The sequence below is a fragment of the Pseudoalteromonas sp. NBT06-2 genome, assembly GCF_002276045.1.
Taxonomy (GTDB): domain Bacteria; phylum Pseudomonadota; class Gammaproteobacteria; order Enterobacterales; family Alteromonadaceae; genus Pseudoalteromonas.
This window is the reverse complement of the sequence record NZ_NQMR01000107.1, coordinates 1-26,032: the sequence shown is the minus strand read 5'-3', so window position 1 is coordinate 26,032 and position 26,032 is coordinate 1. Positions and strand designations below refer to the sequence as shown.

Sequence of the window (26,032 nt, the reverse complement as noted above, 5' to 3'; positions counted from 1 at the left end):
TTTTATCGTTATTTAAGACCTAACACATCAGCACCTTGTTCAAAAATAATATCAACAGGAATATTAGCAGCTGTTAATTTATCTAAGCTATTAGCCAACTCTGCTTTTATTGTACCTTGCTCTTTAACTAAAGTATCAACACCTTGATAATCACCGTTGCCTTGTAAAGTTAAAATAAGGCTTGAAAGCTTGGCCATTGCCGCACCCATTTTATCCATATTTACTTGATATAATCCTTGTTTATTTTGACTAAACGCACCTTCTTGTTTAAAGAAGTTAAAACGGATCATATTTGCTCTACCATGAGCTGAGCTTGCGCCAAATCTTACTGAGCGGAAGATACCAGCTAAGAATGTAGTATAGTAATCTTCAAGCTTACCTTCAGTGATCACACCTTTATTTAGAAGTTGTGTCACCATATATAAACCTAGAATATCAGCTTTACCTTCTTCAAGTGCAGAAGCATGCTCTTGTAATGATTGGCGAACAGTGCCTTTATTGGTTAACGTGTTTTTAATCCCTAAACCGTGAGCAACTTCATGGAACATTGTATTAGCAAAAAAGGCATTAAAAGTAATGTTTTCTCGTTGCTCAGGTACAATTAATTGATGTGCAATTGGCACTAATATCTTGTCAAATTTAGCTTGCATGGCATTTTTAAGTTGTAAGCGACGCGTTCCTTTTTTTAGTTGCACTTCTTCATCATTCGGCAAATTAATTGCAATTGTTTTACTTCCTGCATTTGAATGACCGGCATAATAAATTACATCATAAGCATTTAAGTCTGCATCAGAACCTGGCACTTCTTGTTTATATTTTTTATTTACTGGTAAGTTCTTTTGTAGCTCTGGTAAATACGCTGCATATTTAGCTAATTTTTCACTCCAAGCTAAATCCTTAACTAGAACATAGGCTTCAAATGCTGCACGATAACCGAATAATTGGTCTTCGTAGTTTTCAATTGGACCGATTACGACGTCAATAGGATTATTTTTCATAGCCATCCAAGCAAAATCTGATATTTGGTAATCATCAGTTAATAAAGCTTTAGCTCTTAAGTTTAAATAATCAGCAAACTCTTTATCATCAGCAAAAGTTGATGCTTGTTTTAATAATACAGCTGCTTCTGATAATTGTTTTGCGTATGCTTTTGAATAAGGAATTGAGTATAAAGTGCCTTTTTCATCTCGACGAACAATAGAGTATAAACCTTGTTTATCTGCTAATTTGGCTTCGTTTAGTTCTTCTTTTGTTATATCTGATGGATAAAACTGGGCTCCTAAAGGCTTTTCTTCATAGCCTGTTAAAAAAACTTTTTCGCCATCTAAACGATCCCAAGGGCCATAGTTAATATCGGCATATTTTCTTACTTTTTCATTTGATATCTTAGCTAAAAAATCTGATTTTTTTTCACCAAAGGATTGTTGCCAAAAAAGATTATCCATGATTTTAGATGCATCAATGAGCTTAATTAACATCTGCTTTTGATTATCAGAAAGTGAAGAAAGGTCTGTTGTTAAAGCGACAGTAGCATAGATATCTAATCTATCTTGTGAGCTTGCAATTAACTCAGTAGTAGCAACTGGCTTATCCACTGATGCATTTGATGGCTTATCACATGCACTAAGTAATGTTGTACTAGCAAGTATGAGTGCTAAGCTAAGTTTGTTAAATTTCATTTTAGTTCGCTTGTTATATTTATAAGAGATCTAGAGTAATGGTGAACTTAATGTCTGTAAAGTTACTAAATCAAAAAAACATTTATTTTTTTCTTAACTTTATCGTGAACTTAGTCAATACTTCAGTAAGATAATAATTACCAATCCCTTTAGTTTTGGGATAGAAAAAGGAAATGGGTTTATGTCAACAGAGAATGCATTACTTACTATCTTAATTGAAAAAATTAATAACGATACACTTGTATTACCTACCTTGCCTGAAATTGCTGTCAAGGTGAGAAAAGCTGCTGATGATCCTGATGTTAACTTGATGGAAATGGCCGATGTTATTGGTCAAGATCCGGCCCTTGCTGCTAGAATGATTAAAATATCAAATAGTGCTTTTTTAGGTCGAACAATTAAAGTATCAACTTTGAATCAAGCTGTTACTCGAATTGGTTTAAGGCAAATAAAAAATATCGCCACCGCAATGGCCATGGAACAGTTGTTTGTATCTCAAAATGATTTGGTTAAAACTTATTTAGATAACTCTTGGCAAAAAACGTTAGAGGTTGCTTCTAGTGCAATTGCTTTACTTCAAATATATATCAAAAAAAATAAACATACCTCTTTAAATATAGATACCATTACCTTAGCAGCACTTGTTTATAATATTGGTGTTTTACCTATTTTAACTGAAGCAGAGCGTCATCCTGAAGTATTTGCTACCCCAGCATTTTTAGCTCTCGCAATAAAAAAACTAGCAGGTAAAATTGGAGGTTCAATTATGCGTGCTTGGGGATTCCCAGATGATTTTGTTGAAGTTGCTCAAAGCTGGTCAAATCCAAACTATCATCCAAAAAATCCTTGTTATGTTGACTTTATTCGTATTGGAGCCATTGAAGAAGGTATTTTAAAAGTGGCTAATAAAGATGAAATGTTAGGGAATTATATTGAAAAAGGCATGTTAACCTCAATAGCGATGCTTCAAGAAGATGATTATTTAACTGTGCGTAATGATGTTAAAACTGTGTTTGCATAATAAATCTGCTACGCATATTTATGAAGGCCACTACGTGGCGGAAAAGACTCAAGATTAAGTGACTGGTTTGGGTCGCGAAACTAGAGTCTGTGTGGTGGCGAATGATAGTTTAGATGGAGTTCATTCTCCACCTAAACTATCGAAGTATTTTAATTTATAAACTGTCACGCAGTGACCTTAAGTAGAACTACGAAGCAGTACTACTCTTCTTCAGCTTCACCTAAGCTAGATAATAAATCATCAAGCATTAATTTTAATTCTTCACTTACTAGCATAAAATCAGCATCAAGTTTTACAAGCATATCTTCTTTTGGAATATCAGAATTTTCATCTTTCAACACTTCTGAATAACTAATACGCTTAATACTGCCATCTTCTACGAGCATAAACTTAATGCGTTCATTCCAATCTAGTGCAAGCTTAGTGACTTGTTTGCCATTTTCCAGATGTTTTTGTACTTCCTCAGATGATAAGTCATGCTGTTTTAGCTTAACCTGAGCTCCATTCTCATCGGGTTCTTGTAAATCTGCGTCTAAGCCAATTTCAAAGCCTTCAGGTGGAGACATTTTACTTAACCAATCCGTTAGAAATAAACCTAAGTCGAAGTTCACAAATGCAGGAACAACAGGAAGACTCGCAAGAGATTTACGTAATAATGCGAGTAACTCTTCGGCTTTATTAAAACTACCAGAGTTGACAACTAACCAGCCTTTTTCTAAATCTATAAATGCAAACTGTAAGCTTGATTTTTTAAATGCTTGAGGTAGCAAGCTATGTAATAAATTCTCTTTAATTTCATCTTTTTCTTTTTTCTTAACTGGACGGCTTTCTTCAGCCTCAATTTGTTCTACTTTTTCAGCTACGAGTTCATTTACAACTGCAGCCGGCAGTACTTTTTCTTCACGTTTTGCACATATCAGTATCGATTTTTGTGAAAAATGAGATAACATTTGACCATGTTTTCCAAGCGCTTTAGTCCAACCAAAGGAGCTTAAATCTTGACTTCCACATGGACGAAATACGTCTTGCTCTAACGCTTTTTCGAATTCATCTTGTTGGTATGAAATGTTTTGCTTAAATTTGTAACAAATAAGGTTACTAAACCACATAAATATTTTCCTAATATTAAATACCAATTGGGTAATATGCCCAAACTACTTCAATATGATGAAAGTCGTATTGTATTGTTTTTTGGGGATAGCCCATCATAACAAGTTTATTTATAACAAATAAAGGGAATAAATAAGAGTGATAATAATTAGTTTGAAAAACGAACGAATTAAGTAACCGTAAAAATACGTGTGATCAGATATCGTTAATATTAATGCATAAGTCATGACTGAATTTGAGTTATTCAGTAAAAAGATTCATAGGCTTTGGCATGTTTTTAGGAAATGAAATGTGATAAGTCAAACCTTCATTTAAGCTTGAACTGACTTCTATCTCACCGGATAATGTTTGTTTAACTAAGTTAAATACGATATGCGTCCCTAAGCCGCTACCGCCTTGATTTCTTTTCGTTGTAAAGAAAGGATCGAATAATTTATCAAGTTGTTCGGATTTAACACCTTTGCCGTTATCTTTGAAAATAATTTTTACGAGATCACTCTCTTCTATAATCGATATATTTATTTCACCCAGTGTTATGCCTTCTAATCCATGGATCAATGAATTCATGATGAGATTTGTAAAAATTTGGCTTATAGCACCAGCAGGTAAATTTAAAATTAAATCTTCAGGGCACTCAAGGTTAATTTTATGTTGCGTTATTTTAAGTTTTGGATGTAAAGAACGAATGATTTCTTTTAAATAATCTTTGATATTAATTGTTCTTACGGCTTCACTGGCTTGATCTACTGCTATTTGTTTAAAACTAGCAACAAGTTCAGAGGCCCTTTGCAAATTGGTTGTAAGCAATCGCGTACTTTGCATTGCATCATTGATAAAGTCTTCTAGTGCTTTAGGTGAAAGAGTTTTATCTTGATAAGCAGTATCAATTTGTATCAATCGTTCTTGTAAAAATGATGATGCAGTCACGCCAATACCCACAGGTGTATTGATATCGTGTGTAATACCTGCCACTAAGCCACCAAGGGCTGCCATTTTTTCAGAACTTACTAAGCGTTCTTGTGCTAGGTTTAACTCATCAATATAACGTTGTAACTCATTATGATTAGCTCTGAGTTCTTGTTCAGTGTCTTTTCTTAATTCTATTTCTTCTGTTAATATCATCTTTTGCTTTTCTAATTCGTATTTTTGTTGTTGTAAGTCCATCATGGCTTGACTTAATGTTGATGTTTTTCTTGCAACTTCTTGCTCTAAAATTAAATTTTGTTGATCTAGTTTTTCATTGCTTACTAATAACTTTTTTTGCGTGGATTCTAATTGCGCTTTATAGTCTGTAATTTTATCTATCATATTGTTAAATGATAGTTCCATAATCTTTAGCTCATTATGATCTCTTGTATGGATTTCAAGTTTCCGGCCTTCTAAATCATCAAGTTCTAGATCTTCAATTTGTTGTGTTAAATCAGAGAGAGGCTCGGTTAATAATCTTCTGAAAGCTAATAAGAATAAAATAATGAGGAAGGTTGTTTTAATAAAAGCATTACCGATCAAAAAGTATATCGATATCATAATACGGCTCAAAACAACTTCACGGCTAGAAAATAAGGTTACATCACCAACTTGTGTTGCACGACCTGAAAATTCAAAAATCAGTGGGAAAGTATAACCAAACAACCCTGAGGGAACATCTTCAATGAGAGAAGACTCTTGAACTAGCTGTTCACTATAAAGGTTTATAATATCAAGAGAGCGTCCTAATTGTGATATTACTTCTCCGCTATCATCTCTTACAATGATGCCTTCAATGGAAGGAATAGCTAATAATCCTTCTGTAATAGTAAATGTTTGTTGCGTATTTAATTCCCATATGGCGCGCGTTAAACTGCCGGAAAACGTTTTTTGAAGTGTCGTTAACTCATTACGAATAAAGTCTTTTGCATTATAATATTCAGCAAAAACTTGTCCACATGTCACAATAAAGGTCAGCAGGAAATAAACTGACAATACGTTTGTTAATAGTTTTTTTGAAAGACTTTTTTGTAACATGAATTAACTGCAATTCCTTTATTTAGTTTTATAAAGCGTTATATAAACTTAGACAATAACATAGCAAAAATAAATAAAAATTGCTGTTTTATCAAATATTTTTATATTTTTTTACAAAACCATAAAATATCTAGTTCAATCAATTAAGCATGTATGAGACTATTGGGGTATTCTATTTAGTTTAATTGTGCCGTTTTGAATGGTAAATGCAAAAAATAACATGGTATTTCCAGTTTTAATCTGTGATGACTCTATGGTCGCTAGAAAACAAGTGATCCGTATTCTCAGTGACAATAATGAATTTCATTTTATTCAAGCGAGTAATGGACAAGAAGCCTTAGATATTTTACGAAATGAAGAGGTTGGCTTGTTGTGCCTAGATTTAACAATGCCCATCATTGATGGTATCGGCGTACTTGAAATCATTAAATCTGAAAAAATAGAATGCTTTACTGTTGTAATTTCTGCTGACATTCAGGAACAGATGAAACTTAAAGTAAAAGAGCTCGGCGCTTTGAATTTCATTGAAAAACCGGTAAGTAAAAATGAATTAAATTTAACATTGCATAAATTTGGCATCAAGTAACTTTCCTTATATCTAAAATAGATAAATTATTCTGATTTTACCATTGACATAATAGTCATAGTTCAGGCAGTCTAGTCGTATGAACACTATAAACTTTGTATTTACCTCAATTATTATTACAACCAACATCCTAACAGGATAGTGGCGTAGGTCGGTACACATAGAAAAAAGGCCTGTGCTCCCCAAGAGTTCAGGCCTTTTTTGTTTTTAGCATTTAAATTTTGAATTTATAGAATGGGGAATGGGGAATAATGAGAGTGTTAAAATTTGGCGGGTCATCTTTAGCCAATTATGAATGTTTAAGTAAAGTTGCGAGTTTAGTCAAATCACAACTTAAATCAGAAATGTTATTAGTTTTATCTGCGCCGGGTGGAATGACTGATAGTTTAGTTGAACTTACTGAGCTTGCGCAAAAAAATAAACCATTTGAAACACAATGGACTGCTCTTATTCAGCGTAGTGATGGACTAAGACAACAAGTAGAGCAAGCTGGATTTGAAATTTTAAATTGGCCTGACTTTTCACTATTAGAAAAGAAGCTTTCAGGTGTTTCATTATTAGGTTTATGCCCTGATGCGGTTAAAGCATTTGTGATCAGCTTTGGTGAGCGTATTAGTGTTGCACTTATGCAAGCATTGTTAAGTGAATTTAAACCAACTTATCTAGATGCGACAAAATGTATTTCATCTCAAGGTGGATATTTAGATGCTGTTGCAAGTGTATCTGCTAGTAAAGCCGATTTTAAGCAACAAATGTCTCAAACACCAAGTAAAGTTTATATTATGCCAGGTTTTACTGCGAGTAATGATTTTGGTGAATTAACAACACTTGGTCGAAATGGCTCAGATTATTCAGCTGCAATTGCAGCTGCTAGCGTTGAAGCAAAAGTGTGTCAAATCTGGACTGATGTTGACGGCATTTATAGTGCTGACCCTAGATTTATTAAAAAAGCAGTTAAAATAGATAATTTATCTTATAAAGAAGCGATGGAGTTATCCTATTTTGGTGCAAAAGTATTACATCCTAAAACAATTCTTCCGTGTGCAAAAGCTAACGTACCTTGTGAAATTAAAAATACGCATAATCCAGATTCATCAGGATCTTTGATCAGTGACGTTACCGGCGATGATAAAACTGTTAAAGCATTATCATCTCTAGAAGACTTAGCGATGTTGACTGTTTCAGGCCCCGGAATGAAAGGCAAGGTAGGCATGGCATCCCGCGTATTTGATGCCTTAGCAAAAGACGATGTTTCAATTGTATTAATCACGCAATCATCTTGTGAATTTAGTATTAGCTTTTGTGTTCATGAAGAAGATTTACAGCTTGCGTTAAATGCATTAGAGCAAGCATTAGAACTTGAATCAAAAGCCTCATTAATCGAACCTATTCAAGTTAGAAAAGATTTAGCTATTGTGACTTTAGTTGGTGATAATATGAAAGCACATAAAGGGTTAGCAGCTAAGTTCTTTGCTTCGTTATCCCAAGCGCAAGTAAATATCGTTGCCATTGCACAAGATTCTACAGAAAGTGCAATATCTGCGGTAATAGATGGTGAACTGTGCAATGACGCAGTTAAAGTATGTCATGAAAACTTTTTCACTCACATCCCATCAATAGACGTATTCTTATTAGGCTGTGGTTTAGTTGGTACAGAATTAATTAAACAGCTAGAAAAGCAACAAACTTGGTTAAAAAATAGAAATATCAAACTTAACTTTTACGGTGTAGCAAACTCGAGGAAACTATTGCTTGATAAAGAAGGTGTAAGCTTTACAAATTGGCAAGGCCAGTTGGCTGATTCAGAGCAGTCTTTCGATATCACAACATTAGAAAAGTTTGTTAAAAAAAATCATTTGATAAACCCTGTAATCGTTGATTGTAGCTCTTCAAGTACATTAGCAGGACAATATCTGTCATTCTTTGAAGCAGGATTCCATGTTGTAGCTGCTAATAAAAAAGCAAATACTAGCTCTCAATCTTATTATCATGAGCTAACTGCATCAAGTTTGAAAAATAATCGTAAATTTTTATATGAAACAAATGTGGGTGCAGGTTTACCTGTATTAGATAACTTACAACTATTGTTTGGTGCCGGCGATGAACTAATCAGCTTTAGCGGCATACTTTCTGGCTCATTATCTTATATGTTTGGTTTGTTAGAAGATGGTTTAAGCTTATCTGAAGCAACTCTAAAAGCAAAGGAAAGTGGTTTTACTGAACCAGATCCGCGCGATGATTTATCTGGCACAGATGTCGCGCGTAAGCTATTGATTGTAGCTCGTGAATCAGGATTAGAACTTGAACTATCAGATATAGAAGTTGAATCAGTTGTTCCAGCAGGCTTTTGTGAAAACAGTTCTGTACAAGGGTTTATGGCTGAGCTTCCTAATTTTGATGCGCAATTTAACGATAAAGTAACAGCTGCTGCATCTGAAGGTAAGGTTTTACGATATGTTGGTACAATTAAAGATGGTCAATGCAAAGTGGGTATTGAAGCTGTAACAGCTGATCATGCGTTAAATGATATTCGCGATGGTGAAAACGCACTGGCAATATTAAGTCAATATTACCAACCAAAACCATTTGTGATCCGTGGTTATGGTGCCGGTGCTGAAGTAACAGCAGCAGGTGTTTTTGCTGATATTTTAAAAACTTTATCTCGCTAGGAATAAGTTATGTCAGAAAATAATTTACATATGTATGCACCTGCTTCTATCGGAAACTTTGCCGTTGGTTTTGATTCTTTAGGCGCCGCATTAAAGCCTATTTCAGGGGAATTACTGGGAGATGTTCTTAAAGTAACTGCATCACAACAAGATGAGTTTGTGTGTACTGGTACTTATGCAGATAAGCTACCTGGCGAAGCAAATGAAAACTTGTCTTACCTATGTCTTTTACATTTTAAGAAAAATATAAAACCAGATATGCAGACGGTGAGGCTTGAATTGCAAAAGAATTTACCTATAGGTTCAGGTCTAGGTTCAAGTGCATGTTCAGTTGTTGCAACGTTTGCAGCACTTGATAAATTCACTAAAACTGGGCTTAGCCAAGATGAATTAATCGAATTAATGGCAGATTTTGAAGCCATAGTAAGTGGCGGTCGCCATTACGATAATATTAGTCCATGTTATTTAGGTGGTTTACAACTAACAGGTGAGCTTATACCGGGTCGTTCAATTGAAATATCAGTACCAAAAGAGTGGTATTATGTTGTTGCTTTCCCTGGATTTTCATTAAATACATCTAAAGCACGTTCAGTATTACCTAAACAACTAGATATGCATCACAGTGTTGAGTTTGCTCAGCGTTTATCTGCATTTATTGCTCTGCTGCAATCAAATGGGCAAGCAGGACAATATCAACAAGCGCTTGAATTGATGCAAGATGATGTAGCTGAACCGCATCGCGCACCTTTAATAAAAGGCTTTAGTGAAGCAAAGCAAGCATTGCCTGAGCTTGGTGCACAAGCTATGAGTATATCGGGTGCAGGACCAACATTATTTGCAGTTTGTACAAATATAGAAGATGCAAACTTATGTGCTGATTGGTTACAAAAAAATTATATAAATGACGAAGGTTTTTGTCATATATGTCAATTAGATGAAGCTGGGACACGAGAGCTAGCTTCACATGAAATAAATGGAGAAGCAGATGAAACTGCATAATTTAAAAGATAATTCACAACAGGTTTCATTTGTTGAAGCTGTAAAAACAGGCTTAGGTCGTGATCAGGGGGTATTTTTTCCTATTAAATTGGAAAAAATTGAAAACTCTTTCCCTCAAGGTATAGATGCATTATTAGATTTAGATTTTGTTAGCAGAAGTAGTGTTATTTTATCCCACTTAATTGGAGATGAATTACCTAAAGATACAGTAGAACAAATGGTACAAAATGCGTTTAACTTCGATGTTAAATTAGTTGAAGTTGAAGATAACATGTATTGTCTTGAACTTTTTCATGGTCCAACTCTAGCGTTTAAAGACTTTGGCGGTCGTTTTATGGCTGAGTGTTTAGCCACTTTTAATAAAGAAGGTAAAACAACGATCTTAACAGCAACAAGTGGTGATACAGGCGCAGCTGTTGCTCATGCTTTTTACAAAAAAGAAAATATTGATGTAGTGATCCTTTACCCTAAAGGCAAAGTATCATTAGCTCAGCAGAAGTTATTTACTACACTAGGTGAGAATATTCATTGTTACGCAGTTGATGGTTGTTTTGATGATTGCCAGGCTATGGTTAAACAAGCATTTTTAGATGACGAAGTAAAAGAACGCTTAGGTTTAAATTCTGCTAATTCAATTAATATCAGCCGTTTAGTTGCTCAAGTCTGTTATTACTTTGAAGCAATAGCGCAATTACCAAAAGAAAAACGTGCCAAAGCGCATATTTCAGTACCAAGTGGTAATTTTGGTAATGTATGTGCTGCCATGATAGGTTCAGTGATTGGTTTACGGGTAGATAAACTATCTGCAACAACTAACCAAAATGATACTGTGCCACGTTTTATTACGAGTAAAGAATGGAATCCAGTTAATACAAAGGAGTCATTATCAAATGCGATGGATGTGAGTCGTCCAAATAACTGGCCTCGCGTACAAACTATGCTTGATAATAATTGGTTCTCTTATGATAACTTCTACTCACAAACCGTAGATGAAGCACAAACTCAAGCTGTGATGAATGACGTTTACAAAGAAGGTTATATCGCAGAACCTCATACAGCTATTGCCTATGAAGGTCTAAAACGTGATATGGCTGATGATGGTGTTGGTATTTTCTTATCAACAGCGCACCCAGCTAAATTTAAAGAAAGTGTTGAAGATATTTTAAATATCGCATTAGATATGCCTAAACCTTTAGCTGATGCCCTAGCGCAACCATGTTTAGCTGAAGATTTAGCAAATGATTATCAAGTATTAAGAAGAGCTATATTAGCTAAACTTGCTTAATAAATATGCTTTATAGCTTTATTAAAGGACACTACGTGGCGAAATTAAAAATAAAATAATAGATAAGCTTATTCTGATAAACTTATACCTTTTTATTGTCACGCAATGGCCTTTATTAAAGTTACGAGGAAAATTTATATTATGACGAGTTGGTCAAAATTAATCAGTTCAGAATCTCAAAAAGATTACTTAAGAGAAACCGTTGAATATGTGAGAGAAAGAAGAGCTGAAGGAGTTCAAGTTTTTCCTATTGATAAAGATGTTTTTAATGCGTTTGATGCCACTACTTTTGATAATGTGAAAGTCGTTATTTTAGGTCAAGATCCGTATCATGGTGAAGGGCAAGCGCATGGTTTATGTTTTTCGGTTTTGCCTGGTATTAAAATACCACCATCTTTAGTGAATATGTACAAAGAGTTAGCCAATGATATTGAAGGTTTTAATATTCCTGAACATGGTTATTTACAATCATGGGCAGAGCAAGGTGTTTTGCTTTTAAATACGGTATTAACTGTTGAGCAGGGTAAAGCATATTCCCATAAAAATTTAGGTTGGGAGCAGTTTACAGATAAAGTAATTAAGACTTTAAACCAAGAAAAATCAGGCCTTGTTTTTTTACTTTGGGGCGCCCATGCGCATAAAAAAGGTAAAAATATAGATGCCACCAAACACTATATTCTAAAAAGTGTACATCCATCTCCATTATCAGCATATCGTGGTTTTTTTGGTTGTAAGCATTTTTCAATAACAAACGAACTACTAAGCAAGGAAGGTAAAACTGAAATTAATTGGCATTTAGAAGAAAAAGTGAATTTATAGATTTAGTATAGGCCGATTTAAAATAAAAAAACTCCAATTCAGGAGTCTTTTAAATTTTTTATGGTTAATCCAAGTTTAAAGACCAATCAAGATCTTCGAGTTCTTTTTCTAAGAGTTGATTATCCTTGAATGCTTCTATTTCACGCCATCTACTTTTTTTATTTTTTTTACTGGCTTTTGTTTTCGGCTGTGCACTTTCTAATATTGTCACATTATCTAGACTATCCATGGTCACTCCTTTTTATTTACTTTTGAAGTACCTATTAGGGGGTGAAATCGCATCTTTATTTTTTGTATTATAAAGCGGATTTAAATAGCCCTAAAATAAAGCACAACGCATATATATCATACAGCGAGTGAATTTAAAACGATTATATGAAAATTGAGTGATTGAATTGTTACATTCTTAAATTTAAAGCACAGAGTGGAAAAATTAGTGAACGATTAAATAATAATCTTAAGTTCGCTAGTAAGTTTGTTCGCTTTTTTTATTTATGTAATCTAACAGATTAGAAGTTGAGGGATCTAAACTTTCAGTTTGACTTGTTTCCATGCAATCTAACAGGTTTTTACCTAAGGATTTACCGAGTTCAACACCCCATTGGTCAAAGCTATTAACATCAAAAAAGATTCCCTGACAAAATACCTTATGCTCGTAAAGTGCAAGTAAAGCGCCCATACTGTGTGGTGTAATTTCCTCAATAATCAGCATGTTTGAACTTGTGTTACCTGGCATCGTTTTATGTTTTGCTAAATCGTTCGCTTGCTCTTGGTTCAAACCTGTCGCTAATAGCTCATTAGTCGCTTGTGTTAAGGTTTTTCCTTGTAACAAGGCTTGCGCTTGGGCTAAACAGTTTGCAATCATTAACTTATGTTGTGCTTGGTATTGTTCATGTCCTTTTGCAGGTAAAATAAAATCTATCATACTAGATTGTTTACCTTGATGAAAAAGTTGCATAAATGAATGTTGGCAATTAGTGCCTTCAGCACCCCAAAGTATTGGGCCTGAATTTTTAACCTCGTCTCCTGTGCTATTAACTGCTTTACCATTACTTTCCATATCTAGCTGTTGCAAATAGGCAGGTAAACTTTTTAAGTTATGGCTATAAGGTAAAACCATTAAGTTATTGAGGTTGAAATACTCTTGTTGCCAATAGCCCAATAAAGCCATGATCACAGGCATATTTTTATCTAAAGGGGCTTCTCTAAAATGTTTATCAATTGAAGCGGCACCTTCAAGTATTTGAATAAATGCTTTAGATCCTATAGATAAAGCAAGTGGCAAACCTATGGTTGACCAAACGGAATACCGGCCACCAACAAAGTCCCACATAGGAAAAATCATTGAAGCTTGAATGCCAAATTCTTCAGCTTGTTTTGATTTTGCTGTTAGTGCAACCCAATGTTTTTTTATGGCTTCTTTTTGAGGGAGTGTATTATTAAACCATTTTAAAACAGACTGCGCATTTAATTGCGTTTCAGCTGTGGTCCAAGACTTAGAAGCAACGATAACTAAGCAAGTTTCAGGGTTTAAAGAGTCAAGTAAATGTACTATTTGTTCACCATCGATATTTGCTAGGTAATGAATCTTTATTTGATTGTTATTATGTTTAATTAAAGCACTTTGTAGCATTTTAGGGCCAAAAAAAGAGCCGCCAATGCCAATACTTATCACGTCGGTGATAACTTTACCTGTATGGCCTAAATGTTTTTGTGATGTCACAGCATCAACAAAATTTAACATTTTAGTTTTTGTAGATTCGATTTCTAGCGAGGTTTGAGGGAAGCTATTGGTAATTTGGCTAGAATCTCTCAATGCTGTATGTAAAACTGCACGATTTTCGGTGTGATTTATTTTTTCACCTTGAAACATTGCATCACGTTTTGCTTCAAGTTCTTTATATTTAGCAAAGTTGATTAATGCTTTAAAAGCATTCTTGTTAATTGCTTGTTTCGAGTAGTCTAAAAAAAAAGGTTCAACATTAAGGCTATAAGTATGTGCTCTATTTGGCTGCTCAGAAAAAAGCGTCATTAAATGACGCTTTTTTACTTCAATAGCAGCAGTTTCAAGCACATCAAATATGCTTTGGTCTTTGCTGTTTTGAGTCATGTATTTCTCTTCGTTTTAATAACGGTTTAAGAAACTATAGCTTTAATTCACTAAATCTTTTTTCAAGTTCAACTTGTGCTTTAGCAAACTGACTAATACCGTCAGCTAGTTTTTCTGTCGCCATAGGATCTTCGTTATGTAACCAACGGAATAGGCTTTGCGTGAGTGGTGCTGGCTTAGTTTTAATTTCTGTTGGTTGTGTTAATGAATAGTCTGGAACGTTTTTCAATGTTGCTAATTCATCTAATAGCGCTGGTGCGATTGTTAATCGATCACATCCAGTTAATGCTAAAATTTCACCAGTGTTTCTAAAACTGGCGCCCATTACTACGGTTTTGTAGCCATGGCTTTTATAAAAACTGTAAATTTCACGTACAGATTGCACACCAGGATCAGATAGTGGATCTGTTGGCTTTTTCATACCATGAGCAACATGCCAATCTAAAATACGACCAACAAACGGTGAAATTAAAAATACATTAGCATCAGCACAGGCCCGCGCTTGTGCTTCACTAAAAAGCAGTGTTAAGTTACATTTTATGCCTTCTTTTTCTAATGTTTCAGCAGCTTTAATGCCTTCCCAAGTAGATGCAATTTTAATTAGAATTTTATCTTTAGATACGCCAATTTTTTCATATAAAGATAATAAGGTTTTAGCCTTTGCAATTGTTGCCTCTGTATCAAATGATAGTCGTGCATCCACTTCAGTTGAAATATAACCAGGAACAACGTCAGTAATTTCTTTACCAATTAATACAGCAAAATAATCACAAGCGAGGCTGAGTTGTTTATCTATGTCAGATTCACATTCTTTAGCAAACTGCCAAGCTTGTTTTAAATAGGTTTGATAAGCCGGGATCTCGCTGGCTTTTAATAATAAAGATGGGTTTGTAGTCGCATCTTGTGGTTTATGCTGTTTAATTGCTTCAATATCGCCAGTGTCGGCTACGATTGTTGATTGGGCTTTTAATGCCGCTAATACTGCTGTCATTTTTTATTCCTCATTCCAAAAAGAATACACTTTGAATATACATGCCTAATATTGCACTTAAGTTACAGGTCGGTAACAGGTCAATTGTCCGCATAAAAAAACGAAAAATTAATATTAAGTGAGGGCAAGTGAATAAAACGCGTGATTTTATTCGCGTTTAATGATGAAATTGTCATTATTCTAAATACAAGTCAATACATATCCGCTTTTGTAGCGCATATATATGAGGTTTAATATGATCACTGTAATTTCTCCTGCTAAAAATCTAGATTATGAAACCCCCGTTAGGTTTGAAAAACATTCAAATCCAGAATTATTAGTGCATAGTCAAGAATTGATTGATGTGTGCAAACAAATTGCACCTCAAGATATCGGTAGCCTAATGAAAATAAGCGATAAGCTTGCTGGATTAAATGCAGCTAGGTTTGCTCAGTGGTCACAACCTTTTACGACTGATAATGCAAAGCAAGCTATATTTGCGTTCAACGGTGATGTATATACAGGTTTAGATGCTTCTACTTTAACTCATGAAACGCTTGAGTATACGCAAGAAAATTTACGTATTCTGTCAGGATTATATGGCATTTTAAAACCATTAGATTTAATGCAAGCTTATCGCTTAGAAATGGGTACAAAACTTGAAAATTCTCGTGGTAAAAATTTGTATCAATTTTGGGGTAAGTTAATAGCTGAAAAACTAAATGTACTTTTTGAACAGCAGGGTACTGATACTTTAGTTAACTTGGCTTCAAATGAATATTTTAAAGCGATTGATAAAAAAGCATTAAAGGGCCAAATCATCGCTCCTATTTTTAAAGATTGCAAAAATGGTCAATACAAAGTAATTAGTTTTTACGCAAAAAAAGCACGTGGTTTGATGACGCGTTATATTATGGAAAATAAAATTAAAACTGTTGAAGATTTGAAGAAGTTTGACTTTGCAGGGTATTACTTTAGCCTTGAAAAGACAGTGAAAGAAAACGAACCTGTATTTATTCGTGCACAACAGTAACCAGAAATAAAATGACTCTGAAACTTTTATTAGAGAAATTTAATAAAAGTAACAATCTGTAATTTATATTTTTTTAGGTAATGTAATGAAGTTAATACTTGTTCCTGATATTTTTGGTTGTACAAAGGAGTTTAATGATTATGCGAATACGCAAAAATTAATATTAACTCAAACGCTAAATGAAACTGTTGAACTTGTATTAGTGGATCCGTATCAAGGGCAAACATTTCAATTTTCATCAGATACGCATGCTTACAAAAAGTTTATGACAGCAAGTGGGCATGATAATTATTTAGCATTAGTTAAAAAAGCGATTATAGAGAATAAAGATCAGGATATATGTCTTGTTGGCTTTAGTGCGGGTGCCAGTGCTATTTGGCGGGCGATAGATGGCTTTAAATCAGATAAACAATGTCAGTTTGTTGGTTTTTATCCCTCTCAAATCAGGAACTATTTAGATATTAAGTTGAAGGTCGATTCGCATATCATCTTTCCTCACAAAGAAAGCCATTTTGATGTAAGTGATATAATAGAAACTTTGAAACATTATGACTTATTGAAAATAAGCCATACAGAGTATCAACATGGTTTTATGAACCCAAATTCAAAGGGATTTAATGAAAGTGCTTTTAATGAATATCAAAAACATATGGCAGTGACGATAAGCTCCAAGAAAAAAGATGTACAAGCAGGAGTAACTAAAACACCTTAATGTGTTTTAAATGCTAATGATGCTTAAGGGCATCAGGTGCAAAGCCATGTAAACGTGGCACAGAGTTGGCAATAATAGCTGCTAATGGAGAAATTTCTTTAGAAGAAATTCAAGGTGATACCAATTAAGTATTTAACTTGACTCTATAAAAATAAAAAAACCTAACATGATTTGTTAGGTTTTTTAGTCCATTCAAGCTAGTTACTTCTTCGCTTTAGCAGCTTTTTTCTTTGCCTTTTTCTTGGCTTTCATTTTTACAGGATCTTTTTTCTTTTTAGCTGGTGGCTTAGCTTCTTTATGTCTCGGAGAAAGCCCTTTGATATTTTTGCGTTTAAGTTTTTGCTCTGTGTAACGTTCAACTTTACCTACCATAGCAATATCGTGCGCTTCGACTAAAGAAATCGCGATACCATCCTTACCAGCGCGTGCTGTGCGACCAATACGATGTACATAGATATCAGGACTATATGGCATGTCATAGTTTATTACATGGCTTACATCAGCTACATCTAATCCACGGGCGGCAACATCTGTTGCTACTAAAATATCAGCTTTGCCTAAATGGAAGTTTTCAAGTGAACGCATGCGTTTATCTTGTGGCATTTCACCACGCAACCAAATGGTTTTAATACCTTGGCTATATAATTCGCCAACTAATTGCTCAAGTTTTTCTCTTGTCTTAACAAATACAATTGCTTTGGTCAGCTCTTCACTTGTTAAAATACGTGTCAGTAACTTTAGTTTGTGTAGGCGACTATCTGCTAGATGGACCCATTGATTTATTTGTCCTTGATCTTCAGAAGATATTGTAGCCTCTAACAAAGCAGGATCTTTTAATACTTTATCAGCAAATAATTCAACATTATCGCCTTCAAGTGTTGCAGAGAATAAAAAACATTGTTTGCGATTTTCTGCTTCTTCACAGATTTTTAGCATTTCTTTTTTGAAACCCATATCTAACATACGGTCGGCTTCATCAAGAATTAATAACTCTACATTTTCTACATGAAAGTTATTACCTTCCATGTAATCCATTAATCGACCAGGTGTCGCAATTAAGATATCGTTATTTTTTTCAAAAATATCCTTATGCGTACCATAGTTAATGCCACCAGTTACAACGCCAACTTGTAGATGGGTATTTGCTGCTAGTAATAAACACTGTTCGTGAATTTGATAAGCCAGTTCACGAGTAGGAGTCATGATTAATACACGGGCAAAGCCGGGATCACGTCTAGGGTAATCTATTAAAAACTGAATAGCCGATAATAAAAATGCAGCTGTTTTACCTGTACCGGTTGGTGCTGACGCTAAAATATCACGACCCTCAAGGGCACGAGGGATCACAAGCTTTTGAATTTTAGTTGGTTCTTCATAGCCAACTTTGTTAACTGCGTTTAATAATTTTTCATCTAGTTCAAGATCTGCGAATTGCAATTGCATAAGGCGTCATAAATAAAGGACAATAAGGCTATTATACTAAGTAAATGGTAGATCTAAAATAAAAATGTCAAGTTTTCAATTTAAACAATTTTATTTAGCACAAAATAACTGTGCTATGAAGGTGGGAACTGATGGTGTTTTACTAGGGGCATGGGCAGATATTGACCAATGTAAAAATATGCTAGATGTGGGAACCGGCACAGGTTTAATTGCTTTAATGCTGAAACAAAGGGCACAAAAATATAATATGGTAGATGCGAATATTTTTGCTTTAGAAATTGATGAGTCTGCTTTTTTACAAGCAACAGAAAATTTTCATATCAGTCCTTGGCAAAATATTAAGGTTTATCATAATGATTTTAACCAGTTTAAACCACGTTTAAAATTTGACTTGGTAGTATCAAACCCGCCATATTTTATAAACAGTTTAAAAGGATCAAATGATGCTAGAAATACCGCACGTCATACATGTAGTTTAAGTTTTAAAACTTTAATTCAGAAGTTTTGTAATATTACTCATGATAAGGGAAGACTTGCTTTAGTGCTGCCTTTTGATGCACTTAAAGAAATCGAACTATTGGTAAATGAGTTTGATTTGTGTATCAGTAAATTAGTTTATATATTCACTAAAAAAAACAAACCGGCAAAACGAATACTCATTGAATTGCATAAAATAAATACACAATGTGAAAGATCTGAACTATTTATTCATGATAATGGTGAATATTCACAAGACTTTATAAACCTAACAAAAGACTTTTATTTAAAAATGTGATTATTATTTTAGGCTTTTTTTGTTTACCTTTACATGCAGAACAGTTAGTCATTGTGTTTGAACATAATCCACCATTTCAAATGATAAAAATTAATGGCGAGGGTGATGGACCTGTCGTTAAATTTACTGAAAAACGAGTAGAGTTCACTGACTTTGATGTGAAATTTGAAGCCTTACCTTGGGCTAGGATAATACAAAAAGAAGCTTTTAAACCTAACCGTTTGATTTTATCTATTTCTAGAACACCGCAGCGAGAAAGTCATTTTTTGTGGTTAAAAAAAATATATCGCGGAGAACAGTATATTTGGAAAAAAGTAGATGGCATTGAACCAAAAAAAATACTAGTTGCAATGGAACGAAACTCCCATAAAGCTGAAATTTTAAAACAATATTTCAAACCAAATAATGTGTATGAATTTTTAGACTCGCAACAGGCATTAGAGGCGCTCATTAAAGGTCATGTTCAGAGATATGTGGGTAGCATTTTTGGTGTTTATGGTAAATTAACTGAGTTGGGTCTTAATATAGATGAGCTAGAACGAATTGGTGTGTTCAAAGAGTCTTATGCAAGTCAACTCGGATTGTATCTAGCATTATCAAAACCAAGTTCGGATTTAGTACAAGAGAATATAAAACAAGCCTTGAAACATCCAGATATGATTAAGGCTTTAGATGTCTTAATAAAAGATTTTGAAACTAAAGAGCAGAGCTTAATAAGTAATCTGAACTAGGCGTTAGTTAAAGAGATTTTTGATACTCAACCAAGATTTGCTCAATCCATGTCGCTAATCTATCTTCGGTTAAGTCATATTGACTGTCTTCATCTATTGCCAAACCTACAAAATGCGTTTTATCTTCGGTTAATGCTTTAGATGCTTCAAATTCATAGTCTGATGTATTTGGCCAAAACCCAATACGATTAATTTCTTGGTTTGAGATTTTATCATGTAACATACCGACAGCATCTTGAAACCATTCGGTATAACCTACTTGATCTCCCATGCCATATATTGCAACGGTTTTACCATTAAGGTTTAGTGATTCAATATCGTCCCACTGAGACTCCCAATCTTCTTGTAATTCACCATAGTCCCAGGTTGAAATACCAAATATAATAAAGTCATATTGCTCGGCGCCTTTTAATGGCTCATCTTTGATATTGTGCAGTGTTAACAGGTCTTCACCTAAAAGATCACGTATTTTTTCAGCTGCAATTTCGGTATAACAGGTAGTAGAGCCGTAGAATAAACCAATTTTCATGATGTTTATTACTTCTTAGTTGGTTGTTATTATATGGGCTGAGCATTTTACCTTAAAAACAACAATAAAAGGAACTCACTTGAGCGAACAAGTTAAGCAGCCTCTCATCAATAGAGAAATATTGGAAGATTTTTTAGATGCAATTTGGTTAGAGCAAGGTCTAAGTGAAAATACACTCAGTGCATACCGCACAGATATTAATAAGTTTGCTGATTTTATCGCACCTAAAGCATTATTAACGGTAGATCAAGTTGATGTGCAATCATATTTGGCTTATCGTCAAGATAATGCTTTTAAATCTCGCAGCACAGCACGTACTATCAGTGCATTAAAGCGATTTTACCAATATTTTGTGCGAGAAAAACGTCTTGAATTAACGCCAATGGCGCATATAGGACAGCCAAAAGCATCTCAAAGTTTACCAAAAACCTTATCTGAACAAGAAGTTGAAAGATTATTAGCCAGTCCTAATGTGGAAGAACCAATAGGGCTTAGAGATAAAGCTATGTTGGAGGTGTTATATGCGTCAGGGCTTAGGGTTAGTGAGTTAGTTGGTCTTAGAATGGAGCAAGTTAATTTAAGGCAAGCAGTTGTGTTTGTTAAAGGTAAAGGTAATAAAGAAAGATTAGTGCCTTTAGGTGAAGAGTCTATGTATTGGTTAGAGCAATTTATTGCTAAAGGACGATTGCAATTAATTAAACATGCGACTGATTTTGTTTTTCCATCAAAGCGTGGCACAGGTATGGCACGACAGACTTTTTGGCATAGAATAAAACATTATGCCATATTGGCTGATATACAAAGTGATCTATCACCACATACAATGCGTCATGCTTTTGCAACGCATTTAATAAACAATGGTGCAGATTTACGTGTAGTTCAAATGATGCTTGGTCATAGTGATTTATCTACGACTCAGATATACACGCACGTTGCTAAGGAAAGGTTAAAATCAATTCATCAAAAGCATCACCCAAGGGCTTAGTTATTAGAAACATAAATTTATAGCTATATAATTGTCAGATAAGATTGAAATAGTTCATTAAGTGCATCATTCAAAGGTTTAGGTTTTATGCGAAAATATAGTGACTAGTCGTGGGAATTATTCTCAGATATACTGGGTCTTATAGATAGATTAAATATTTAGATAGGAAAGAGATTAAAGAATGAAAAAATTATTAGCGACATTGGCCCTTTCTCTGACGTTAACGCCGTTAACGAGTTTTGCTGCAGCGCCAAGTATAGTAAGTTCAGATGAAGTATCTAAAACAAGCCCTATTATTGAAAAATTTTCTCAACTTGGTTTAGTTGTAAAAGATATTAAACCAAGTCCTATCTTAGGCTTAAAAGAATTAATCACAGATAAAGGCGTTATGTATGCCAGCGATAGCGGTCAATATTTATTACAAGGCACATTAATAGATATTGAAAATCGTGAAAACTTAACTGAAAAAGCACTTAATGGTGTTCGTAAAGAAGGCGTTGCAAAATATGCTGATTCGATGATTGTTTATAAAGCACCTGAAGAAAAGTATCAGATCACGGTATTTACTGATATTACTTGTGGTTACTGCCGTAAGTTGCACCGTGAACTAGAAGACTTTTTAGATGCAGGTATTACCGTTCGCTATATGGCATTTCCAAGAGGCGGAGTTAGAAGTGCAGGTTATACTGATTTAATGAATGTATGGTGTGCAGACGACCAATTAAAAGCAATGACAGATGCTAAAGCAGGCACTGATGTCGCAACTATTGATAACTGTACAGCTCCTGTTGCAGAACATTACCAGTTAGGTCAAAGCTTTGGTATTAATGGTACGCCAGCAATCATTTTTGATGACGGGACTTTAATTCCTGGTTATCAACCAGCAGCGGCGCTTAAGCAACGTTTAGAAAAAATGAATTAATTAATCATTTTTTTTAAGAAGGCCGTAAGGCCTTTTTTTATATCAAAATTATATAAAAAGAATATTATGCGAAAACAGATAATTAGCAGAGAACGTGTAAAAGACGCTCATTTACCACAAGATTTAGATCCGATCATTAAGCAAATCTACGCCTCCCGAGGTGTAAAACTAAACGAAGAGCTAGATAATAGCGCTGCGACTTTGCATAGTTTTAAATTATTAAAAGATATTGAAAAAGCAAGTAATGTATTAGCTCGAGCATTAAAGAGTCAAAGTAAAATTTTGATAGTTGGGGATTTTGATGCCGATGGTGCAACAAGTACCGCAACCTTAATGTGCGGTTTGCAAATGTTTGGTTTTTCACATGTTGACTATTTAGTGCCAAATAGATTTGATTTTGGCTATGGCTTAAGTCCTGCATTGGCACAAGAGGTTGTAAAAATAGCACCTGATTTATTGATTACTGTTGATAATGGTATCTCATGTATTGCAGGCGTTGATATTGTTAAATCTGCAGGTATTAAAGTTATTGTAACAGATCACCATTTACCTGGTACTGAATTACCAAAAGCTGATGCAATTGTAAATCCTAATCAAGTAGATTGTGAGTTTCCATCATCTGCGCTTGCTGGGGTCGGTGTTGCTTTTTATTTGCTACTTGCGCTTAGAAGTGAATTACGTAATAAAAATTGGTTTGAGCTAAATAATCAAACACCTCCCAATATTGCTAGTTTATTAGATTTAGTTGCATTAGGTACTGTTGCGGATGTGGTGCCATTAGATGCTAATAATCGCACTTTAGTACATCAAGGTTTAGCTAGAATTAAAAATGGCGTTACTAGACCTGGTATTGAAGCACTAATAGAAGTCTCTAATCGTAATCAAGCAAGGCTATCAGCTTCTGATTTTGGTTTTTCACTTGCGCCTAGACTCAATGCTGCTGGGCGATTAGATGATATGAGTTTAGGTATAGCTTGCTTGTTAAGTCCTGATATTAATAACGCAAGAAGGCTTGCTGGAGAGCTTGATGCATTAAATGTAGAACGCCGTGAGATTGAGCAAAGCATGCAAGTCGAAGCACAAGCTGTTTTAGACAGATTATGTCAAAAAGATGAACAAGTACCAGATGCAGTATGCTTATTCCAAAATGATTGGCATCAAGGTGTTATTGGCATTTTAGCGGGGCGCTTAAAGGAAAAATACCATAGACCAACAATAATATTTGCCTGCGGAGATGACAACAGCTTAGAAGGACCAGAAATTAAAGGCTCATGTCGTTCAATTTCAGGTTTACATATTAGAGATCTATTAGAGTCTATAAGTACTGCAAACCCAGGTTTAATTATAAAATTTGGTGGTCATGCTATGGCGGCAGGATTATCGATCAAACAGGCAGATTTTGATAAGTTTGAGCAAGCTTTTGTTAAAGCAGTTAACGATAAACTAACAGATGATCTAAGACAAAGTATCATATTAACTGATGGTGAGTTACCAGATGGTTATTTTACATTAGATTTTGCTCAATATTTAAAACAAGCAGGACCTTGGGGGCAAGAATTCCCAGAGCCTATTTTTGAGCATGTGTTTGAAATAGTGCAACAGCGAATTGTTGGTGAAAAACACCTTAAATTAATATTAAAACATCAAACTGGTTTTTTAATTGATGGCATTGCTTTTAATGTCGATATTAAGCAATGGCCTAATACAAAAATACAAAATTTGAAATGTGCTTTTGTATTAGATATTAATGAATTTAGAGGCAAGTTTACACTTCAGCTACTTATAAGAGAGCTAGTTGCTCAGTAACGGAGCAAATTTTTTATGTAAATTAATTAAAATTTTTAATTATCATCAAAATTTTGAGTGAAATACTGATAAAAGATACAGAAGAGTGGGCAAGTAAGCTAAGTTAGGAGATAAACGTCGCACTAAGCGATGAGAACGGGATCGTAGGTTGGAAAACGCTATGGGATGTTTGCATTAAATCAACTTCAAGAAGGTACAGACTTATGTGACAGCAGATGGAAAAATGTGTTCAAGAGACAGGTCGAACATAGGATCTGTAATATTACTCAATATTAATTTGAAAAATAGTTAAATTTAATTAAACTGCTTGCCAATCTAGCACTATAAAAATACAGTTTAAGAGTTAAATTAATGAACTTTAGTAAAATTCAGTCCTTTTCGATGCAATTAAAAAGCAATAAAATTTTTGAATTATTTGTTATAGGTATTATTGTTTTTTCAGCCTTAGTGATTGGCGCAAAAACTCATGACATTTCATCATCAGTGATGAAAGTTATAAATTTACTTGATTGGCTTATCACTTTTATATTTTTATTTGAGCTTGTCATACGTTTTATTGCAGAAGAAAATAAAAAGCGTTTTTTTCATAAAGCATGGAATGTTTTTGATACTTTGATTGTAGTGGTGAGTTTAATACCTATTGAAGATAGTGAGTTAGCGCTAATAGGGCGTTTGATACGTATTTTCCGTGTGATGAGAATGGTGTCTTTTGTACCTGAGTTAAGGTTGTTATTAAATTCCTTATTGAGAGCGTTACCACAACTTGGCTATGTTGTGTTGTTGATGTTTATCATCTTTTATATTTATGCTGCAATTGGAAGTAGTTTTTTTGCAGTGATCAACCCTGTGCTATGGGGGGATATATCAATTTCAATGCTGACATTATTTAGGGTGATGACATTTGAAGATTGGACAGATGTGATGTATGAAATAATGGATGTTCATTCATTGTCTTGGATTTATTTTTTATCTTTTATCTTTTTAACAACATTCGCTTTTTTAAATATGGTGATTGGTATCGTAGTCAACGTTTTAGAAGATGAACATTCAAAAGAAAAAGAAGCGCAAGATAAAGAAGATGGAAAATTAACAATTGAAGATTTATCTGCGCAAATTGAAGAGTTAAAAAAGATAATAGCTCAAAAATAGTTTTAAATTTATAACCTAATTAGCAATAACATGTTTCGTTATTGCTTTTATACCCAAGCCACTTCAAGATGTGAGGTTCAGGGCTGCTGAGCAATTCATGATCTAGGCGCATCTTTGCATTAATGGTTACTCCCTTAAAAAAGATGGAACAACGAGCATGATTTGCTCAGAAGTCCCTGTAAGGTTGGTTTATAAATACTTTATGCAGCGTTATTGATTTTGAAAAGGGAATAACCATGTTCTTCAATCAATGCCTAGCCTAAAGCATTTCTAATTCCAACAGAATCCTGCATCTTGAAGTGGTTTGGGTATATGGGGAGTTTATTACTATTTGTTTTTTCAAAAATGATACCTGATGGTCCTTTGCTTGGTATTGGGCCTAAATCTAAATTAGCTTCATTTATTATTGACTCTTTAGCTAAATATACGGCCCAATAATAGATATGCTTTGACTTTGGTTCTTTTAAAAAAGCAACGCCCAGTTTGTTTTGTTCATGATAAAATTTTAGTTTACCTAGCAAGTGTGTCGCATGAGATTTTGAACTTTTAAACTCGGCCCAAACAACCGCTGGATTTTCTTGTCCACCAGCAAGCGCTTCTACTTGATTTGCCATTCCAATACCATAATAGTCAGGCAATGGAAAGTTTTGATCCCTTAAGCGCCTATTAGCACCAGGGTGGGATCGCGCATTTCT

22 protein-coding genes and 1 pseudogene are annotated in these 26,032 nt (G+C 34.3%); 14 read left to right on the top strand and 9 right to left on the bottom strand.

Features of this window, described 5'->3' with window-relative positions:
• Window positions 1–8 precede the first annotated feature (8 nt).
• Complete coding sequence (locus CJF42_RS18295) at window positions 9–1,679, bottom strand: dipeptidyl-peptidase 3 family protein (protein ID WP_095368061.1); 1,671 nt, start codon at window positions 1,677–1,679, stop codon at window positions 9–11.
• A gap of 181 nt (window positions 1,680–1,860) precedes the next feature.
• On the opposite strand from CJF42_RS18295, the gene CJF42_RS18290 reads away from it, so the two are divergent.
• Window positions 1,861–2,700, top strand: a complete 840-nt coding sequence (locus CJF42_RS18290) for an HDOD domain-containing protein (RefSeq protein ID WP_095368060.1) — start codon at window positions 1,861–1,863, stop codon at window positions 2,698–2,700.
• 200 nt (window positions 2,701–2,900) lie between these two features.
• Here CJF42_RS18290 and rdgC read toward each other — a convergent pair whose 3' ends face one another.
• Window positions 2,901–3,809: a recombination-associated protein RdgC gene (rdgC, locus tag CJF42_RS18285; protein ID WP_095368059.1), complete on the bottom strand. Its 909-nt coding sequence runs from the start codon at window positions 3,807–3,809 to the stop codon at window positions 2,901–2,903.
• A gap of 241 nt (window positions 3,810–4,050) precedes the next feature.
• Window positions 4,051–5,814, bottom strand: coding sequence for a sensor histidine kinase (locus CJF42_RS18280; RefSeq protein WP_095368058.1), 1,764 nt, complete (start codon window positions 5,812–5,814; stop codon window positions 4,051–4,053).
• A 220-nt stretch (window positions 5,815–6,034) separates the two neighbouring features.
• Here CJF42_RS18280 and CJF42_RS18275 point away from each other — a divergent pair, with 220 nt between their 5' ends.
• From CJF42_RS18275 to ung, 5 genes are all read left to right on the top strand, one after another.
• On the top strand, window positions 6,035–6,400 hold the full coding sequence (locus tag CJF42_RS18275) for a response regulator (protein WP_095368069.1): 366 nt from the start codon (window positions 6,035–6,037) through the stop codon (window positions 6,398–6,400).
• 251 nt (window positions 6,401–6,651) lie between these two features.
• A complete protein-coding gene (thrA, locus tag CJF42_RS18270; protein ID WP_095368057.1) occupies window positions 6,652–9,069 on the top strand; it encodes a bifunctional aspartate kinase/homoserine dehydrogenase I in 2,418 nt (805 codons plus the stop codon).
• 9 nt (window positions 9,070–9,078) lie between these two features.
• On the top strand, window positions 9,079–10,068 hold the full coding sequence (gene thrB / locus CJF42_RS18265; RefSeq protein WP_095368056.1) for a homoserine kinase: 990 nt from the start codon (window positions 9,079–9,081) through the stop codon (window positions 10,066–10,068).
• Complete coding sequence (gene thrC, locus CJF42_RS18260) at window positions 10,055–11,353, top strand: threonine synthase (RefSeq protein WP_095368055.1); 1,299 nt, start codon at window positions 10,055–10,057, stop codon at window positions 11,351–11,353. The genes thrB and thrC overlap by 14 nt, the downstream gene beginning before the upstream one ends.
• Window positions 11,354–11,494: 141 nt before the next feature.
• A complete protein-coding gene (ung, locus tag CJF42_RS18255; protein ID WP_095368054.1) occupies window positions 11,495–12,172 on the top strand; it encodes a uracil-DNA glycosylase in 678 nt (225 codons plus the stop codon).
• A gap of 64 nt (window positions 12,173–12,236) precedes the next feature.
• On the opposite strand, the gene CJF42_RS18250 is transcribed toward ung, so the two are convergent.
• The 3 genes from CJF42_RS18250 to tal form a co-directional block, all read right to left on the bottom strand.
• Window positions 12,237–12,401, bottom strand: a complete 165-nt coding sequence (locus tag CJF42_RS18250) for a DUF3545 family protein (RefSeq protein ID WP_095368053.1) — start codon at window positions 12,399–12,401, stop codon at window positions 12,237–12,239.
• Between the two features lie 237 nt (window positions 12,402–12,638).
• Complete coding sequence (pgi, locus tag CJF42_RS18245; RefSeq protein WP_095368052.1) at window positions 12,639–14,282, bottom strand: glucose-6-phosphate isomerase; 1,644 nt, start codon at window positions 14,280–14,282, stop codon at window positions 12,639–12,641.
• Window positions 14,283–14,316: 34 nt separating this feature from the next.
• Window positions 14,317–15,273: a transaldolase gene (tal, locus tag CJF42_RS18240; RefSeq protein ID WP_095368051.1), complete on the bottom strand. Its 957-nt coding sequence runs from the start codon at window positions 15,271–15,273 to the stop codon at window positions 14,317–14,319.
• Between the two features lie 235 nt (window positions 15,274–15,508).
• On the opposite strand from tal, the gene yaaA reads away from it, so the two are divergent.
• Complete coding sequence (yaaA, locus tag CJF42_RS18235) at window positions 15,509–16,285, top strand: peroxide stress protein YaaA (RefSeq protein WP_095368050.1); 777 nt, start codon at window positions 15,509–15,511, stop codon at window positions 16,283–16,285.
• Window positions 16,286–16,370: 85 nt separating this feature from the next.
• Window positions 16,371–16,997 (top strand): dienelactone hydrolase family protein, encoded by a 627-nt coding sequence (locus tag CJF42_RS18230; protein ID WP_095368049.1) that lies wholly within the window; start codon window positions 16,371–16,373, stop codon window positions 16,995–16,997.
• 201 nt (window positions 16,998–17,198) lie between these two features.
• Here CJF42_RS18230 and srmB read toward each other — a convergent pair whose 3' ends face one another.
• Window positions 17,199–18,440 carry an ATP-dependent RNA helicase SrmB gene (srmB, locus tag CJF42_RS18225; protein ID WP_502694799.1) on the bottom strand — a complete coding sequence of 414 codons (1,242 nt, stop codon included), beginning with the start codon at window positions 18,438–18,440 and terminating at the stop codon, window positions 17,199–17,201.
• Window positions 18,441–18,504: 64 nt separating this feature from the next.
• Between srmB and CJF42_RS18220 the strand changes: the two genes are divergently transcribed.
• Window positions 18,505–19,215: a tRNA1(Val) (adenine(37)-N6)-methyltransferase gene (locus CJF42_RS18220; protein WP_095368048.1), complete on the top strand. Its 711-nt coding sequence runs from the start codon at window positions 18,505–18,507 to the stop codon at window positions 19,213–19,215.
• Window positions 19,212–19,946, top strand: coding sequence for a substrate-binding periplasmic protein (locus tag CJF42_RS18215; protein ID WP_095368047.1), 735 nt, complete (start codon window positions 19,212–19,214; stop codon window positions 19,944–19,946). Before CJF42_RS18220 ends, CJF42_RS18215 begins: the two co-directional genes overlap by 4 nt.
• Before the next feature lie 7 nt (window positions 19,947–19,953).
• Here the strand turns inward: CJF42_RS18215 and fldB are convergent, their stop codons facing one another.
• Window positions 19,954–20,475 carry a flavodoxin FldB gene (gene fldB, locus CJF42_RS18210; protein WP_095368046.1) on the bottom strand — a complete coding sequence of 174 codons (522 nt, stop codon included), beginning with the start codon at window positions 20,473–20,475 and terminating at the stop codon, window positions 19,954–19,956.
• Between the two features lie 79 nt (window positions 20,476–20,554).
• Here fldB and xerD point away from each other — a divergent pair, with 79 nt between their 5' ends.
• The 4 genes from xerD to CJF42_RS18190 all read left to right on the top strand — a co-directional run bounded on the left by xerD (window position 20,555) and on the right by CJF42_RS18190 (window position 25,337).
• Complete coding sequence (gene xerD, locus CJF42_RS18205) at window positions 20,555–21,460, top strand: site-specific tyrosine recombinase XerD (protein WP_095368045.1); 906 nt, start codon at window positions 20,555–20,557, stop codon at window positions 21,458–21,460.
• A 181-nt stretch (window positions 21,461–21,641) separates the two neighbouring features.
• Window positions 21,642–22,382: a bifunctional protein-disulfide isomerase/oxidoreductase DsbC gene (dsbC, locus tag CJF42_RS18200; protein ID WP_095368044.1), complete on the top strand. Its 741-nt coding sequence runs from the start codon at window positions 21,642–21,644 to the stop codon at window positions 22,380–22,382.
• Between the two features lie 66 nt (window positions 22,383–22,448).
• The gene (recJ, locus tag CJF42_RS18195) at window positions 22,449–24,188 is read left to right on the top strand and encodes a single-stranded-DNA-specific exonuclease RecJ (RefSeq protein WP_095368043.1); all 1,740 of its coding nucleotides are present in this window, start codon (window positions 22,449–22,451) and stop codon (window positions 24,186–24,188) included.
• A gap of 351 nt (window positions 24,189–24,539) precedes the next feature.
• Window positions 24,540–25,337: an ion transporter gene (locus CJF42_RS18190; RefSeq protein ID WP_095368042.1), complete on the top strand. Its 798-nt coding sequence runs from the start codon at window positions 24,540–24,542 to the stop codon at window positions 25,335–25,337.
• A 254-nt stretch (window positions 25,338–25,591) separates the two neighbouring features.
• Here CJF42_RS18190 and CJF42_RS18185 read toward each other — a convergent pair.
• Window positions 25,592–26,032 (bottom strand): annotated as a pseudogene (locus tag CJF42_RS18185) (hypothetical protein); the annotation flags it as partial.